Annotated in this window: 17 protein-coding genes; 10 read left to right on the top strand and 7 right to left on the bottom strand. The window is 58.5% G+C overall.

Features of this window, described 5'->3' with window-relative positions:
• Positions 1–143: 143 nt before the first annotated feature.
• A complete protein-coding gene (locus U6037_RS22195; RefSeq protein ID WP_171057240.1) occupies positions 144–1,004 on the bottom strand; it encodes a MurR/RpiR family transcriptional regulator in 861 nt (286 codons plus the stop codon).
• A gap of 226 nt (positions 1,005–1,230) precedes the next feature.
• Here U6037_RS22195 and zwf point away from each other — a divergent pair, with 226 nt between their 5' ends.
• The 4 genes from zwf (at position 1,231) to U6037_RS22175 (ending at position 4,936) form a co-directional block, all read left to right on the top strand.
• Positions 1,231–2,697, top strand: coding sequence for a glucose-6-phosphate dehydrogenase (zwf, locus tag U6037_RS22190; RefSeq protein ID WP_077574250.1), 1,467 nt, complete (start codon positions 1,231–1,233; stop codon positions 2,695–2,697).
• Positions 2,684–3,397, top strand: a complete 714-nt coding sequence (gene pgl / locus U6037_RS22185; RefSeq protein WP_322844544.1) for a 6-phosphogluconolactonase — start codon at positions 2,684–2,686, stop codon at positions 3,395–3,397. Before zwf ends, pgl begins: the two co-directional genes overlap by 14 nt.
• A 17-nt stretch (positions 3,398–3,414) precedes the next feature.
• Positions 3,415–4,080 (top strand): bifunctional 4-hydroxy-2-oxoglutarate aldolase/2-dehydro-3-deoxy-phosphogluconate aldolase, encoded by a 666-nt coding sequence (locus U6037_RS22180; RefSeq protein ID WP_008082815.1) that lies wholly within the window; start codon positions 3,415–3,417, stop codon positions 4,078–4,080.
• Positions 4,081–4,360: 280 nt separating this feature from the next.
• Positions 4,361–4,936, top strand: a complete 576-nt coding sequence (locus U6037_RS22175; RefSeq protein ID WP_322844543.1) for a hypothetical protein — start codon at positions 4,361–4,363, stop codon at positions 4,934–4,936.
• Here the strand turns inward: U6037_RS22175 and U6037_RS22170 are convergent.
• Both U6037_RS22170 and U6037_RS22165 read right to left on the bottom strand, forming a co-directional pair.
• Positions 4,933–6,114 carry an aminotransferase class V-fold PLP-dependent enzyme gene (locus U6037_RS22170; protein WP_322844542.1) on the bottom strand — a complete coding sequence of 394 codons (1,182 nt, stop codon included), beginning with the start codon at positions 6,112–6,114 and terminating at the stop codon, positions 4,933–4,935. The genes U6037_RS22175 and U6037_RS22170 overlap by 4 nt on opposite strands.
• A 30-nt stretch (positions 6,115–6,144) precedes the next feature.
• Positions 6,145–6,381: a DUF3820 family protein gene (locus U6037_RS22165; protein WP_003227425.1), complete on the bottom strand. Its 237-nt coding sequence runs from the start codon at positions 6,379–6,381 to the stop codon at positions 6,145–6,147.
• Positions 6,382–6,586: 205 nt separating this feature from the next.
• On the opposite strand from U6037_RS22165, the gene U6037_RS22160 reads away from it, so the two are divergent.
• Positions 6,587–7,054 (top strand): ferritin-like domain-containing protein, encoded by a 468-nt coding sequence (locus U6037_RS22160; RefSeq protein ID WP_034153383.1) that lies wholly within the window; start codon positions 6,587–6,589, stop codon positions 7,052–7,054.
• A gap of 264 nt (positions 7,055–7,318) precedes the next feature.
• Here U6037_RS22160 and U6037_RS22155 read toward each other — a convergent pair whose 3' ends face one another.
• Both U6037_RS22155 and U6037_RS22150 read right to left on the bottom strand, forming a co-directional pair.
• Positions 7,319–7,789: a MaoC family dehydratase gene (locus tag U6037_RS22155; protein ID WP_160059149.1), complete on the bottom strand. Its 471-nt coding sequence runs from the start codon at positions 7,787–7,789 to the stop codon at positions 7,319–7,321.
• Positions 7,790–7,831: 42 nt separating this feature from the next.
• On the bottom strand, positions 7,832–8,776 hold the full coding sequence (locus tag U6037_RS22150) for an alpha/beta hydrolase (RefSeq protein ID WP_322844541.1): 945 nt from the start codon (positions 8,774–8,776) through the stop codon (positions 7,832–7,834).
• Between the two features lie 200 nt (positions 8,777–8,976).
• Here U6037_RS22150 and fadD2 point away from each other — a divergent pair, with 200 nt between their 5' ends.
• On the top strand, positions 8,977–10,665 hold the full coding sequence (gene fadD2 / locus U6037_RS22145; protein WP_322844540.1) for a long-chain-fatty-acid--CoA ligase FadD2: 1,689 nt from the start codon (positions 8,977–8,979) through the stop codon (positions 10,663–10,665).
• A gap of 347 nt (positions 10,666–11,012) precedes the next feature.
• Positions 11,013–12,710 carry a long-chain-fatty-acid--CoA ligase FadD1 gene (gene fadD1 / locus U6037_RS22140; RefSeq protein WP_322844539.1) on the top strand — a complete coding sequence of 566 codons (1,698 nt, stop codon included), beginning with the start codon at positions 11,013–11,015 and terminating at the stop codon, positions 12,708–12,710.
• A 217-nt stretch (positions 12,711–12,927) separates the two neighbouring features.
• Here the strand turns inward: fadD1 and U6037_RS22135 are convergent, their stop codons facing one another.
• On the bottom strand, positions 12,928–13,305 hold the full coding sequence (locus U6037_RS22135) for a hypothetical protein (protein WP_007917843.1): 378 nt from the start codon (positions 13,303–13,305) through the stop codon (positions 12,928–12,930).
• A 197-nt stretch (positions 13,306–13,502) separates the two neighbouring features.
• Here U6037_RS22135 and U6037_RS22130 point away from each other — a divergent pair, with 197 nt between their 5' ends.
• The 3 genes from U6037_RS22130 to def all read left to right on the top strand — a co-directional run bounded on the left by U6037_RS22130 (position 13,503) and on the right by def (position 15,352).
• Entirely contained in the window at positions 13,503–13,694 is a 192-nt protein-coding gene (locus U6037_RS22130) for a CsbD family protein (RefSeq protein ID WP_053122994.1), read from the top strand.
• 165 nt (positions 13,695–13,859) lie between these two features.
• Positions 13,860–14,810 carry a YihY/virulence factor BrkB family protein gene (locus tag U6037_RS22125; RefSeq protein ID WP_322844538.1) on the top strand — a complete coding sequence of 317 codons (951 nt, stop codon included), beginning with the start codon at positions 13,860–13,862 and terminating at the stop codon, positions 14,808–14,810.
• Between the two features lie 2 nt (positions 14,811–14,812).
• Positions 14,813–15,352, top strand: a complete 540-nt coding sequence (gene def, locus U6037_RS22120; RefSeq protein WP_322844537.1) for a peptide deformylase — start codon at positions 14,813–14,815, stop codon at positions 15,350–15,352.
• Between the two features lie 122 nt (positions 15,353–15,474).
• Here the strand turns inward: def and U6037_RS22115 are convergent, their stop codons facing one another.
• The gene (locus U6037_RS22115) at positions 15,475–15,891 is read right to left on the bottom strand and encodes a GNAT family N-acetyltransferase (protein WP_322844536.1); all 417 of its coding nucleotides are present in this window, start codon (positions 15,889–15,891) and stop codon (positions 15,475–15,477) included.
• Positions 15,892–16,019: the final 128 nt, after the last annotated feature.

The raw sequence follows: 16,019 nt of genomic DNA, 5'->3' as shown, positions 1-16,019 counted from the left end.
TGAACGAATGTCGGTGAATCCATAATCGACTCAGTGTTTCAGGTCGATGTATAGCGCAAGACACCTCGGTCGGCTCCCTCTCCCTCCGGGAGAGGGCTGGGCGGGCGGCGTTCCGATGAGGGTTGGCTTTCGCTTTTAGCGCCTTAGTTGAACTCGTCACCCACCGGATACCGGCTGGCATTCAAACTCTCTTTGATCTTGCGCAGATGCGGCTGGAAATCCACTCCGCGACGCAACGTCATCCCCGTCGCCAGCACATCCAGCACCGTCAACTGAATGATCCGCGACGTCATCGGCATATAAATGTCGGTGTCTTCCGGCAACGGAATGTTCAGGCTCAAGGTACTCGCCTTGGCCAGCGGCGAATTCTCTGCCGTCAAACCCAGCACCGAAGCACCGTTCTCACGAGCAATGCGCGCCACTTCCACCAGTTCACGCGTACGCCCGGTGTAGGAAATGATCACGAACAACTCACCGGTATGCGCCACCGACGCAATCATCCGCTGCATCAACACATCGGCATGCGCGGTGACCGCGAGGTTGAAGCGAAAGAACTTGTGCTGCGCGTCCAGCGCCACCGGTGCCGAAGCGCCGAGGCCGAAGAAGTGGATCTGCCGCGCCTGAATCAACAGGTCGACAGCGCGGCTGATCAGGTTCGGGTCCAGCGCCTGACAAGCACTGTCCAGCGAGGCAATGGCGCTGCCGAAAATCTTCTGTGTGTACGCCTCGGGATTGTCATCGGCCTCGACCGCGCGGCTGACATACGCCGCGCCGCTGGCCAGGCTCTGCGCCAGTTGCAGCTTGAGTTCGGGGTAGCCGCTGACACCGAACGAACGGCAGAAACGGTTGACCGTCGGTTCGCTCACCGAGGCTGCCTGGGCGAGGGCGGCGATGCTGAAGCGGGTGGCCTGCTGCGGGTTGAGCAGGATCACCTCGGCGACTTTGCGTTCGGCCTTGTTCAGGTCTTCAAGGCGACTCTGGATCTGTTCCAGTAAATTTCGCACGCGGTCCATATGGAATTCCTAATTCACCTGCGCAAAGGTGCGCCGGGCTATGCAAATTGGGCCTTTGATATCGCCCGTAACGGTGGCCTATCCTACTGATGGCTCCGACCGACCACCACTCGGAATCTGTATTTTGCGAAAATGTTGTGGTTATTACTACATTTTCCCTTGAGTGATGCCTTGAAAAAAGGTATTTGTAGCTTAACTTGATAAAAGAACAAACATCATGCCTTCGATTACGGTTGAACCGTGCACCTTTGCCTTGTTCGGCGCGCTTGGCGATCTGGCCCTGCGCAAGCTGTTTCCTGCCCTTTATCACCTCGATGGCGCCGACTTGTTGCACGAGGACACGCGCATCATCGCGCTGGCCCGTGAAGAAGGTTCCCAGCAGCAGCACATGGCGTTCATCGCCGCCGAACTGCGCCGCTACGTGGGCAAAGAGCTGGACGAGGCCGTCGCCGAGCGTTTTCTCGCACGCCTGACCTACCTGCACGTCGACTTCCTCAAGTCTGAAGATTATGTGGCGCTGGCCGAACTGGCCGGCAGCACGCAACGCATGATTGCCTACTTCGCCACGCCGGCAGCGGTGTACGGCGCGATCTGCGAAAACCTGGCGAAAGTCGGTCTGGCAGAAAACACCCGCGTGGTGCTGGAAAAACCGATCGGCTCCGACCTTGAGTCGTCGCGCAAGGTCAACGACGCGGTGGCGCAATTCTTCCCGGAGAACCGCACCTACCGCATCGACCACTACCTGGGCAAAGAGACCGTTCAGAACCTGATCGCCCTGCGTTTCGCCAACAGCCTGTTCGAAACCCAGTGGAACCAGAATTACATCTCCCACGTGGAAATCACCGTGGCCGAGAAGGTCGGCATCGAAGGCCGTTGGGGTTACTTCGACAAGGCCGGCCAGCTGCGCGACATGATCCAGAATCACCTGTTGCAGTTGCTCTGCCTGATCGCCATGGACCCGCCGGCTGACCTGTCCGCCGACAGCATCCGTGACGAGAAAGTAAAAGTGCTCAAGGCGCTGGCACCGATCAGCCCGGAAGGCCTGACCACGCAAGTGGTGCGCGGCCAGTACATCGCCGGCCACAGCGAAGGCAAATCCGTACCTGGCTACCTCGAAGAACCGAATTCCAATACCCAGAGCGACACCGAAACCTTCGTCGCCCTGCGTGCCGACATCCGCAACTGGCGCTGGGCCGGCGTGCCGTTCTACCTGCGTACCGGCAAGCGCATGCCGCAGAAGCTGTCGCAGATCGTCATCCATTTCAAGGAACCGTCGCACTACATCTTCGCCCCTGAACAGCGCTTGCAGATCAGCAACAAACTGATCATCCGCCTGCAGCCGGACGAAGGCATTTCCTTACGCGTGATGACCAAAGAGCAGGGCCTGGATAAAGGCATGCAACTGCGCAGCGGCCCGCTGCAACTGAATTTCTCCGACACCTGGCGTAGCGCGCGGATCCCCGACGCCTACGAGCGGTTGTTGCTGGAAGTGATGAACGGCAATCAGAACCTGTTTGTCCGTAAAGATGAAATCGAAGCCGCGTGGAAATGGTGTGACCAACTGATCGCCGGGTGGAAAAAATCCGGTGACGCGCCCAAGCCGTATGCGGCCGGGTCGTGGGGGCCGATGAGCTCCATTGCATTGATCACGCGGGACGGGAGGTCGTGGTATGGCGATATCTAATGTGCAACTGCCGGCGGGCGTAAATGCCCACGAATTCAACAGCCCGGTGTTGTTGGCCGAAGGTCTGGCGCTGAACGTTGCCAAGCAATTGAGCGACGCCATTGCGGCACGCGGCAACGCGGTGCTGGTGGTGTCTGGCGGTCGTAGCCCGGTGGCGTTTTTCCAGCACCTGGCGAAGCAGGATCTGGACTGGTCGAAGGTCGTTGTGACCCTCGCCGACGAGCGCTGGGTGCCGGTTGAACACGCCGACAGCAATGCCGGCCTGCTCAAGCAATACCTGCTCAAAGGCCCGGCGGCGAAAGCGCAGTTCCTCAGTCTTTATAGCGCTGCAGCGAACGTCGAGCAGGCAGCCGAGCAAGCCGACCGCTTGCTCGCCGAACTGCCGCCGATTGACGTGCTGGTGCTGGGCATGGGCGATGACGGCCACACCGCGTCGCTGTTCCCCGACAGCCCGAACCTTGCCGAAGCTCTGCAAGCTGATGGCACACGCCGTTGCTGGCCGATGCTGGCGCCAAGCGTGCCGCGTCAGCGTCTGACCATGAGCCGTGCGCTGCTGGCCTCGGCCCGTCACAAGATTCTGTCGATTTCCGGTCAGTCGAAACTGACCACCCTGAATGCCGCACTGGCATCCGACGACGTCGCCGCCATGCCGGTGCGCGCGTTTCTGCAACCTACGTTAGAGATTTACTGGTGCCCATGAGCCAAGGAACAGCCGCTATGACAACCCCATCCCCGACCGTTTCCATGGCGGACAAAGTTGCCCTGATCGACAGCCTCTGCGCCAAGGCGCGGATCCTGCCGGTGATCACCATCGCTCGCGAACAGGACGTGCTGCCGCTGGCCGACGCTCTGGCCGCCGGTGGTCTGACCGCGCTGGAAGTGACCCTGCGTTCGCAGTTCGGCCTCAAAGCCATTCAGATCCTGCGCGACCAGCGTCCGGAACTGATGACCGGTGCCGGCACCGTGCTCGATCGCAACATGCTCGCGGCGGCAGAAGCGGCCGGTTCGCAATTCATCGTCACCCCGGGCATTACCCGTGATTTGCTCGAAGCCAGTGTCGACAGCCCGATTCCGCTGTTGCCGGGCATCAGCAACGCCTCCGGCATCATGGAAGGCTACGGTCTGGGTTATCGCCGCTTCAAGCTGTTCCCGGCTGAAGTCAGCGGTGGCGTGGCGGCAATCAAAGCTCTCGGCGGCCCGTTCGGCGAAGTGAAATTCTGCCCGACTGGCGGCGTCGGCCCGGCCAACATCAAGAGCTACATGGCGCTGAAAAACGTCATGTGCGTGGGCGGTAGCTGGATGCTTGATCCGGAGTGGATCAAGAACGGCGACTGGGCGCGTATTCAGGAATGCACCGCCGAGGCGTTGGCGCTGCTGGACTGATTGTTACCAGACACTTCGTTGTGTGTTCTACGGCTTTACGGTGCGCTTGGTCGGTGCACCGTTTTTTTTTGCCTGAAAATTGCTATGTAGAAGCTATGTAGGAGCTGTCGAGTGAAACGAGGCTGCGATCTTTTGACCTTGCTCTTGAGCGCCAACATCAAAAGATCGCAGCCTTCGGCAGCTCCTACATCGACACCGTTACGACGCGATACATAGTTACCGCACAGCCGCGTTTGCGTGGCGCTAATCTGCGTTCATCTTACGGAAGAGAGAACGCCTCATGGACGACCATCAATCTGTCGCTGTAATACGTAACCCATTGCATCAACCGGGGCCGCAAGGCGGCAGCCCGGTCTGGCGAGAAACGGCGGGAAAGGTGCGCAACATCAGCCGTGGCGTCGAAGGCCTGCCACTGGTATTGCGTCTGGCCCTGGTCGACGCCATGACCGGAGAACCGGTCGTTGGCGCCCAGGTCCGGATCGAACAGAACATTGGCGCAGACACACTGTGCGGCACCCAGTCGACCGACAACAAAGGCATCGTACGGTTTACCAGCATTTACCCGGATCGGCAGTCTGGCGCAGCTTCGTGCATCGCAGTGACCGTGTGCATCGCCAGTGATGATCAACGCCCGCAAGTACATCAGGAAGCCTGGACAGGACAGTTACATCTACCCTGTGCTTGCAGCTGCGAAACCGAAGGGCGTGACGCCGCGAAATTGGTGTTGCAGCCGATTGGCAGTGAAAGCCTGGAGGACGGCTACTTTGGCTGCCAGACGATCGGCGTCGACACCTTTGCGGTGTCGTCGCAGATCGGCCTTGCGGGCTACGAAAAGCCCACGGGCGCGGTGTTTTAGCGCAGCTCGTTCAGCGCCCGCACCAGTAACTGCATCTCGGCAGCCGTGGTGGTCAGCCCCGGTGTAATGCGAATGCTCGGCCCGCTGGCGGCGCCGTTGCGCACCACGGTGAACAGGTTGTAGTCGTTGAGCAGACGCTCGGCCATCGCCTGTTGATCGTCGTGCCGGGTGAATCGCAGCGAGGTGATGCCGCAATACAGCCTTGGATCGTCTGGCGTCATTACCTCGATGCCCGGCAAATGCCGCACCGCACTGACCCACAGATTGCGCAGATAATTGACGCGAGCGCCTTTGGCCGGTGCGCCGCCGAGGGAACGATGCTCCTCGAACACCAGCGGCAAGGTCATCAGCGCCGGAATGTTGGGCGTGCTGTACGAGGTGCGCGCACGGATGTCATTAGCCGGGTAATGCATTTCCCCCATGTCCGGATCAATGTCGGCCAGACGTTGCGGCGCGATATAGAGGAAGCCGAGGGTGAGCGGCGCACCGATCCACTTGTGCAGGTTGTAGCCGGCGAAAGCGATGCCCAGCGCTTCAAGATTGAACTCGACCTGACCCAGCGCGTGGGCGCCGTCGAGGATGACATCGACGCCATACTCTTTGGCGAGTGCGGCGATGGCTTGCACCGGCATGACCAGACCGGTGCGGTGAGTGACGTGAGTCAGGGCCATCAGCTTGATCTTCGGGTGGCCGCTGAACGCTTCGCGGTAAGTCTCCAGCAGACTGTCGTAACTGGCCGGGTGCGCGTGGGCAATCTCGATCACTTCGGCGCCGCGATGTCTGGCCAGCCAGCGCATGGCGCCTTTGACCGTGTCGTATTCCAGGTCACTGATCAGCACTTGATCGCCCGGCTGCAAGCGGTTGTAGTTGCGGATCAGCGATTGCAGGCCTTCAGTGGCGTTGCGGGTGAACGCCACGCTTTGTGCGCGTACGCCAATCAGCTCGGCCAGTTGCGCGCGGATATCGAGGTTGTCGTGCTGCTCGAAACGCTGGCGCACGTACACCGAGTTGCTGGTGTTGATCAGCTCGATATTGCGCTGGTACTCCTCGATCACCGTGCGCGACATGCGCCCGAAGTAACCGTTTTCCAGGTTCACGGGGCCGGGTTGAACGTCGTAACGATCAGCGAACGTTTGCCAGAAGGCTTCGTCACGGGCGCGGCGGGTGTTATCGGGCATGGTCGGCTGACTCTGAGAGAGGAGGGCGCTTCAATGGCGCGGGGCAGGTTTGCCGTGTTTGGCGCGCAGTGGTTCGAGCAGGTCCGAGAGGCCGTTATGGTCGATCTCCTGCATCAGCGCGAGCAAGCCACCGAGTTCGCCGTGCGGAAAACCTTCGCGGGCAAACCAGTTCAGGTACGGCCCCGGCAGGTCGGCAATGATCCGGCCCTTGTACTTGCCGAAGGGCATTTCGCGGGTTATCAGCAGTTCGAGTTTTTCGGGATTCATCAGGGTTTTCGTCTGGCTTCAAAACAGTCAGGAAAATACAGGCATTCTGCATGCAGGCCAAATGACAGATCATGCAAATAACCGTGATACAAATAGTTCATTTAACTTTAACTTATTGATAAATAACGATTTTTTAAAAATAAAAAAGCTGGCATGCACACTGCAATATCCCTTGCATCTTCAACCAATCGCAAGGAATTGAAAAATGACCGACATGAATAAAGAAGCCATCTCTGTACTCAATGACCTGATTGAAACCAGCAAGGACGGTCAGGAAGGGTTCAAGACTTGCGCTGAAGACATCAAGCATCCAGAGCTGAAGACCTTGTTTGTCACGCGCTCTGCTGATTGCGCCACTGCTGCCGCTGAACTGCAAGCCGAAGTTCGCAAGCTGGGCGGCGATCCGGAAACCTCTACCAGTGTCAGCGGTGACCTGCACCGTCGCTGGGTCGACGTCAAAGCCATGTTCACCGGCAAAGACGAAGAGGCTGTGCTGAACGAAGCCGAGCGTGGTGAAGACCATGCGCTGAAGGCTTATCGTGAAGCCATCGAGAAGATCAACAAGCACAACCTGGTGGGTATTCGTGATCTGGTTGAACGCCAATACCACGGCGTACAACGCAATCACGACCAGGTGAAAGCCCTGCGTAACCAGGCTCGCGCTCGTTCGTAAGCGTTTACCGGGTAGAAAAAACGCCAGCTAGTCTGGCGTTTTTTTATGTCTGGGGGAAAGCCAAAGCAAGAGCCCCTCACCCTAACCCTCTCCCAGAGGGAGAGGGGACTGATCGGGGTGTTCTTTCGAGGTACGCCGACCTGAAATATCCAGTCGAACTCAAGATCTGAAAACCACGGAGATCGGCTCCCTTTCCCCTCGCCCCCTTGGGGGAGAGGGCTGGGGTGAGGGGGAGAAAGCTTTACCTGACACCCCGCCAGTCAATCAGCCAATGCTGATCGCCGGCAAAGTCGGCAACGTCACCGTCTGCTGCTTACGCGGCGCCAGAATCTCAGCCTCGCCATCCACCACCAGCTCATCCTTCTGGTTGAACACGCGAGTGGCAATGCGCACTCGAAACTTCGGCAGCTTCTCGAGAATCTCCAGACGCACGGTCAACGTGTCGCCAATTTTCACCGGCTTCTGAAAACTCATCTGCTGACCGATATAAATAGTGCCCGGCCCAGGCAATTCGCAGGCAACGGCGGCACTGATCAGCGCACCGCTGAACATACCGTGAGCGATTCGCTCCTTGAACATGCTGGCGGCGGCGAACTCGGCGTCCAGGTGCACCGGGTTGTGGTCGCCCGACATCGCGGCGAACAATTGAATGTCGCGCTCTTCGACGGTCTTGCTGTAGCTGGCGGTCTGGCCGACTTCGAGGGCTTCGTAAGGGATGTTGGTAACCTGGGTCATCGGTCTCGATTCCTGTGACGGATTCAGTGAATCCACAAAAAATTATTCGCTGCGATGCGGGCGCGGATGGCTCAAGGCCTGATCGATCCAGGCCAGCACATCAGCGATCACTTCGTCGCGGTTGGTTTCGTTGAACAATTCGTGCCGCGCCTGCGGGTAGATCTGCAGTTGCAGGTGCTGGCTGCCGGCCGTGCGTAACGCATTGGCCAGATCTGTCAGACGCTTGCCTTCACTCACCGGATCACATTCACCGCCGATTACCAGCAGCGGCAGGCCCGGGTCGATCTGGGCGAGATTGGACGCTTTGCTGATCTGCTGCAAGCCGCCGAGCAGGTCGATCCACAGTTGATTGGTGCAGCGAAAGCCACACAGCGGGTCGTTGGCGTACAGGTCGACCTCGGCCGGGTCGCGGCTCAGCCAGTCGAACGGTGTGCGCGCAGGTTTGAACTTGTTATTGAACGAGCCGAACGACAGCCACTCGATCAGCGCACTGCGGCCCTTGCCACCTTGACGCAGTTTCTCCAGGCGGGCGATCTGCCGCGCAGCGCGATACAGCGCAACGGGCTGAAAATTGGAACCGCTGAGTATCGCTCCGTGCAGACTGGCGCTGTGATGCAGCAAATAACCTTGGGCGATGTAGCTGCCCATGCTGTGCCCCAACAGGATGATCGGCACGCCGGGGTGCTGCTGGCCGAGGTGTTGATTGAGGCTGGCCAAATCGCCGAGCACTTTGCACCAGCCATCGTCATCGGCGAAGTGGCCGAGGGTGCCGTGATTGGCGGTTTTGCCATGTCCGCGCAAATCCGGGGCATACACGCCATATCCTTTGTCGCAAAACGTGTCAGCCAAACGGGCATAACGGCCGCTGTGTTCGGCCATACCGTGGGCCAGCAGGATCACCGCTTTCAGCGGCGCCGCCGGCAGCCATTGATTGACGAACAGGCGGCTGCGGTCACTCGCGTCCAGCCATAGGGTGTCGTGGATCATGGCGCTTCCTTTGCTCAGAGTCGGAACATTGTATAGCGCGTCTGATCAGCCCACGCCACGGCAGGAAGATTCACACGATCAATGACGGCTTTGTCCATATTTGCCTCAATGGCCATAACTGCTAGTGTCCGTGAAGCTCCGCTTTTTCAGAAATGACAGAAAGCGGCCCCGGATCGGCTCAGGTAAAGAGGACAAGAACAATGCAACCTGATTTCTGGAACGATAAACGCCCGGCCGGCGTACCGCTGGACATCGACATGGGTGAGTTCAAGTCGGTGATCGAGGTGTTCGAGCGTTCCTGCAAGAAGTTCGCCGACCGCCCGGCATTCAGCAACATGGGCATCACCCTGACCTACGCCGAACTCGAACGCCAGAGCGCTGCGTTCGCCGGTTACCTGCAAGCGCATACCGATCTGGTGCCGGGCGATCGCATCGCGGTGCAGATGCCCAACGTCCTGCATTACCCGATTGCCGTGTTCGGTGCCTTGCGCGCCGGATTGATCGTGGTCAACACCAACCCGCTGTACACCGCACGGGAGATGCGCCACCAGTTCAAGGATTCCGGCGCACGGGCGCTGGTGTACTTGAATATGTTCGGCCAGAAAGTCCAGGAAGTGCTGCCCGATACCGACATTCAATACCTGATCGAAGCGAAGATGGGCGACTTGATGCCCACCGCCAAAGGCTGGCTGGTCAACACCGTGGTCAGCAAAGTGAAGAAAATGGTCCCGGCGTATTCGCTGCCGCAGGCGATTTCCTTCAAGAGCGCGTTGCGCATGGGCCGCGGTCTGGGGATCAAGCCGCTGAAGGTCGGCCTCGACGACATCGCCGTGCTGCAATACACCGGCGGCACCACCGGGCTGGCGAAGGGCGCGATGCTGACCCACGGCAACCTGGTGGCGAACATGCAGCAAGTGCGCGCCTGCCTCGCACAACTCGGCCCGGACGGCCAGCCGCTGTTGCGCGAAGGCCAGGAAGTGATGATCGCGCCGCTGCCGCTGTATCACATCTATGCCTTCACCGCGAATTGCATGTGCATGATGGTTTCCGGCAACCACAACGTGCTGATCACCAACCCGCGCGACATTGCCGGTTTCATCAAGGAGCTGAAGAACTGGCGCTTCTCGGCACTGCTGGGCTTGAATACCTTGTTCGTGGCACTGATGGATCACCCGGACTTCAAGACCCTCGATTTCTCCAGCCTGAAACTCACCAACTCCGGCGGCACCGCGCTGGTCAAAGCCACCGCCGAGCGCTGGGAGCAGATGACCGGATGCCGCATCACCGAAGGTTACGGTCTGACTGAAACTTCACCGGTGGCCTGCACCAATCCGTACGGCGATCAGTCGCGGCTGGGCACCGTCGGTTTGCCGGTACCGGGCACGTTGCTCAAAGTCATCAACGATGACGGTGTCGAGCAGCCGATGGGTGAGCGTGGCGAGTTGTGCATCAAGGGCCCGCAGATCATGAAAGGTTATTGGCACAAACCTGAAGCCACGGCCGAAGTGCTGGATGCCGAGGGCTGGTTCAAGTCCGGCGATATTGCGGTGATCGATCCGGACGGTTTCGTGCGCATCGTCGATCGCAAGAAGGACATGATCATCGTCTCCGGTTTCAACGTTTATCCAAATGAAATCGAAGACGTGGTCATGGCCCATCCGAAAGTCGCCAATTGCGCGGTGATCGGTGTGCCGGACGAGCGTTCGGGAGAGGCGGTGAAGCTGTTTGTGGTGGCGCGGGAAACCGGGGTCAGCCTCGAAGAGCTCAAGGCCTATTGCAAAGAGAATTTCACCGCGTACAAAGTGCCGAAACACATCGTGTTGCGTGAGTCATTGCCGATGACGCCTGTCGGGAAAATTCTGCGGCGCGAGTTGCGCGATATCGCGTAAAAGTCAAAAACACAAAGATCGCAGCCTTTGGCAGCTCCTACCTTGGAATGCATTTCCTGTAGGAGCTGCCGAAGGCTGCGATCTTTTGCTTTAAGTCCACGAAAACCGGGGCTTTCAAGGTGATCTAGGATTTTTGCTCTAAAATGACTGCTTGGTAGTCTTGAGTCATAATAATGACTGTAGGGGCCGCTTTTGGCTCTAGTCGACCCTTGGCAAAGCTGCTACTCTCGGCGCGCTTTGTGACTTCTCGGCCTATGTAAAAGCCAGATTCACCAATACCAAACACACACCAATAATAATCGCATCAAATGCGGTGAAGAATTCGCGTTGCTGAGGAGTGGGCTTCCATGATCGAAGACTTTTGGAAGGATAAATACCCGGCTGGAATTGCTGCCGACATCAATCCGGACGAGTATCCGAACATTCAGGCAGTGTTGAAGCAATCCTGCCAACGCTTCGCCAACAAACCGGCTTTCAGCAACCTGGGCAAGACAATCACCTACGGTGAATTGTACGAATTGTCCGGTGCGTTTGCCGCGTATCTGCAACAGCATACCGATTTGCAGCCCGGCGATCGAATCGCCGTGCAACTGCCCAACGTTCTGCAGTACCCGGTGGCCGTCTTCGGTGCGATTCGCGCCGGGCTGATCGTGGTCAACACCAACCCGCTGTACACCGCGCGGGAAATGGAACACCAATTCAACGACTCCGGTGCCAAAGCCCTGGTTTGCCTGGCGAACATGGCACATCTGGCCGAAGCCGTGGTGCCGAAAACCGGCGTCAAACACGTCATCGTCACTGAAGTCGCCGACCTGTTGCCACCGATCAAGCGCTTGCTGATCAACAGCGTCATCAAGTACGTGAAGAAAATGGTCCCGGCCTATCACTTGCCAAAAGCCGTCAAGTTCAACGACGTGCTGAGCAAGGGCCAGGGCCAGCCTGTGGCCGAAGCCAACCCGGACAGCGGCGATGTCGCGGTGCTGCAATACACCGGCGGCACCACTGGCGTGGCCAAGGGCGCAATGCTCACTCATCGCAACCTCGTCGCCAACATGTTGCAGTGCAAAGCGCTGATGGGTTCCAACCTCAATGAAGGTTGCGAGATCCTGATCACGCCGCTGCCGCTGTACCACATTTATGCGTTCACCTTTCATTGCATGGCGATGATGCTGATCGGCAACCACAACATCCTGATCAGCAATCCGCGCGACCTGCCAGCGATGGTCAAGGAGCTGTCGAAGTGGAAGTTCAGCGGTTTTGTCGGCCTCAACACGCTGTTCGTGGCGCTGTGCAACAACGAAGGTTTCCGCAAGCTGGATTTCTCCGCGCTGAAAGTCACCTTGTCCGGCGGCATGGCCCTGCAACTGGCTGCTGCCGAGCGCTGGAAAGCGGTCACTGGTTGCGCCATCTGCGAAGGTTACGGCATGACCGAAACCAGCCCGGTGGCCACGGTCAACCCGATTCAGCACATCCAGATCGGCACCATCGGCATTCCAGTGCCATCGACCCTGTGCAAAGTCATCGACGATGCTGGTGTCGAGCAGCCGCTGGGTGAAATCGGCGAGCTGTGCGTCAAGGGTCCGCAAGTGATGAAGGGCTACTGGCAGCGTCAGGAAGCCACCGATGAAATGCTCGACAGCGAAGGCTGGCTCAAGACTGGCGATATCGCGCTGATCCAGCCGGACGGCTACATGCGCATTGTCGATCGCAAGAAAGACATGATTCTGGTCTCCGGTTTCAACGTCTACCCGAACGAACTGGAAGACGTGCTGGCGACCTTGCCGGGTGTGTTGCAGTGCGCGGCCATCGGCGTGCCGGACGAGAAGTCGGGCGAGGCGATCAAGATTTTCATCGTCGCCAAACCGGGCGTGACGCTGACCAAGGAAACGGTGATGGAGCACATGCGGGCCAACGTCACTGGCTACAAGGTGCCGCGTTCGGTGGAGTTCCGCGACGCGCTGCCGACCACCAACGTCGGCAAGATCCTGCGTCGCGAGCTGCGGGATGAAGAGCTGAAAAAGATCAAGGCCAAGTCCGCCGCTTAAAACAAAAAGCCCCGCAGATGCGGGGCTTTTTGTTGGGGCGGGGCAGGGCTTGGATTTCGCGTTGAGCCTACCCCTCACCCCAGCCCTCTCCCGAGGGAGAGGGAGCCGATCGCGTGCAGTCCAAGACCTGAGTTCGACTCGATATCTCAGGTCGGTGTATCTCGCCTGAACACCTCGGTCAGTCCCCTCTCCCTCTGGGAGAGGGTTAGGGTGAGGGCTACTGACGAAACGGCGCAAAATTCACGTTAGTCCCCGCCGGGCGCATGTCCTGCAGATACGAATCCTTGTCCGCGCTCAACTCCAGGCTCAACGCCGCCTTGCGCTTGCCTTCATTGCGAATCACCAGCCCTTCGAGCTTTTCACGCAAAAACACCGTCGGCACCTTCAGGTGCAGCAACTCGTCGGTGGCCGGGGTGTGCATCAGCAGGTGAATCCACTCGTACTGACCGATCGCCAGTCGCGACACGGGCAGATCGAACCACCAGATGTTGCGGTTACGGTTCAGTTCGGCGAAGTGGCAGTTGTTGGTGCCGAGCACAGCGCCGCCCAGTTCCTTGTTGCGTCGGGCGATGGCCTGCGTTTTATCGAGTTTCATAACATTCCTGCGGGATCGGTTCCTGGCGCGTGGCGCCTATATGGTGGGCATTCTCGTGGGTTGGGCAGCAAACATAAAGCCCAACCTGCACGCCGCGACGAAATGAACCCCCGAAAATAAATGAAACTTGGCGCAAACCCGGCCAGTCAATCATTACGTACTGACTTTTCCCCCTTAATGCACCAAGGAGAAACACCATGAGTAGCACAGGCGATAAAGTAAAGGGCATGGCCAACGAAGCGGTCGGTAACGTCAAGCAAGGCGTCGGCAAAGCCACCGATAACACCAAGCTGCAGGCCGAAGGCAAGGTTCAAGAGAAAAAAGGCGAAGCCCAGCAAGCGGTCGGCAAAGCCAAAGACGCCGTCAAAAAAGGCGTCGACAAGGCGTAATCCAGCCTTGAACGAAATACACGAGCGGCCATCCAAGGATGGCCGTTTTTGTGTCGAAATCCTGCTGACACCCGGCAAGGTTCGCCAAACAGGCTACCTTGATGTAAAAAACGGCCCCTGAGTCGCCACGACTTCAAACCTGTACTGCGGCGAAAGGAGACGCGAATGATATTTCCAGACATGAAAGGTCTGCCCCTGCATCGGGTGATGATGCGCACGGTCACTGAATTCGTCGACGACGAAATGTCGACCTACGCCTCGGCACTGGCCTACCAGATGCTGTTCTCGCTGTTCCCGTTCATTCTGTTTCTGATTGCCTTGATCGGTTTCCTGCACTTGCCGGACTTCTTTTCCTGGCTGCGCCTGCAATCGGAACTGGTCTTGCCACCGCAAGCACTGGAACAGGTCAATCCGGTGATCGATCAGTTGCAGCAGTCCAAGGGTGGCCTGCTTTCAGTCGGTATCGTGATCGCCCTGTACACCGCATCCGCCGGTGTGCGCTTGATGATGAGTGCGATGAACGCGGCGTACGACGTGGTCGAAGGCCGACCGGTCTGGAAGCGCTTCCCATTGTCGATTTTCTACACCGTCGGCATTGCCGGGATGCTGCTGGTGGCCGCCGCGCTGATGGTGCTCGGGCCGCAAGTCATGGGCTGGATTGCCGCGCAGGTGGGACTGGAAGACTTCATCGTCACCGTGTGGACCATCGCGCGCTGGCCGGTGATCGTGATTCTGATGATGGTCGCCGTGGCACTGATCTACTACGTGATGCCCGACGTCAAACAGGAATTCCGCTTCATCACACCCGGTTCGGTATTGGCGGTGGTGGTGTGGATCATCGCCTCACTGGGTTTCGCGTTCTACGTGAAAACCTTCGCCAACTACAACGCGATGTATGGCAGCATCGGGGCGATCATCGTGCTGTTGCTGTACTTCTATATTTCTGCCGCTGTGTTGCTGCTCGGCGCGGAGATGAATGCGGTGATCGAGCACATGTCCAGCGAGGGCAAGGACCCGGGTGAAAAAGTCCCCGGCGAACTCGATGAGCATCCCAAACAACACGTCTCGGGCCTGGGTCGCGATCATTCGCTCAAGCCGGACACTGACGAAGTCTGATCATGATCCGTGAAATTCTGAAAATGGGCGACGAGCGCCTGCTGCGCATCGCCCCGCCAGTGCCGGCCGAGATGTTCGACAGCCCTGAGTTGTGGCAACTGATCGACGACATGTTCCAGACCATGGAAAGCGTCGGTGGCGTTGGCCTGGCTGCGCCGCAAATCGGCGTCGATCTGCAATTGGTGATCTTTGGATTCGAACACAGCGAACGTTACCCGGACGCTGAAGCGGTGCCGCAGACGATCCTGATCAATCCGCTGATCACGCCGCTGAGTCCGCTGACGGAAGAGGGCTTTGAAGGCTGTTTGTCGGTACCGGGTTTGCGTGGCGCGGTGGAGCGTTATCAGCAGATTCGCTATGAAGGGTTTGATCCGAAGGGTGAGCCGGTTGTGCGCACTGCTTCGGGCTTCCACGCGCGCGTTGTGCAGCACGAGTGCGATCACCTGATCGGCCGCTTGTATCCGTCGCGGATCACCGATTTCAGCAAGTTCGGTTTTACCGAAGTGATGTTTCCGGATCTCGATCCCACAGCCGACGACTGATCCCCGAGAACACCACTACCCCCTGTAGGAGTGAGCCTGCTCGCGATAGCGGTCTGTCAGTGACATTTTCGGTGACTGACATACCGCTATCGCGAGCAGGCTCACTCCTACAAGGTTTTGCGTCAGATTGAAGGGGCCAGCTCCATAGCAATCATCGGCTTGCTCCGCGCATACCGGCTCAATCGCTCTGCCATCGCTTGCGGCAGCGCCGGATCGAACGTGAACCCGCGTCGCTCATAAAACTCACGCAAATCAGGATGACAGAACAGCCACACCGGCTCGCTCACATCCTGCACCGCTGCTGCGATCAATTGTGCGGCAACGCCCTGTTCACGACACCCCGGATCCACAAACAGCCCGGTCAACCATTGCCCGCCGGACACTGGCCGCAAGCACAACGCGGCAACAATCTCTCCCCGTCGCGCGACCCACAATTGCGCATCGCGAACCGCTTTCATCGAGGACTGGTGGCTGCGGTAAAATTTGTTCATCAACGGCCATAACGACTCGTCGAGCAAGGTGTAATGGGTGTCAGGCATGGGTTCGGACTGTCGGTGGGCAAAGCGGCAATTATAAAAGAACGCACGGCTCTGGATAGGTGTATACCTGACCTCACATCCCCTGTGAGTGGAGTACGCATCATGTCCAAAGGTATGGATTCAAAGAA

Source organism: Pseudomonas sp. B33.4 (assembly GCF_034555375.1).
Lineage (GTDB): Bacteria > Pseudomonadota > Gammaproteobacteria > Pseudomonadales > Pseudomonadaceae > Aquipseudomonas.
The sequence above is the reverse complement of the archived record's forward strand: the minus strand, read 5'-3'. Positions and strand labels throughout refer to the sequence as shown.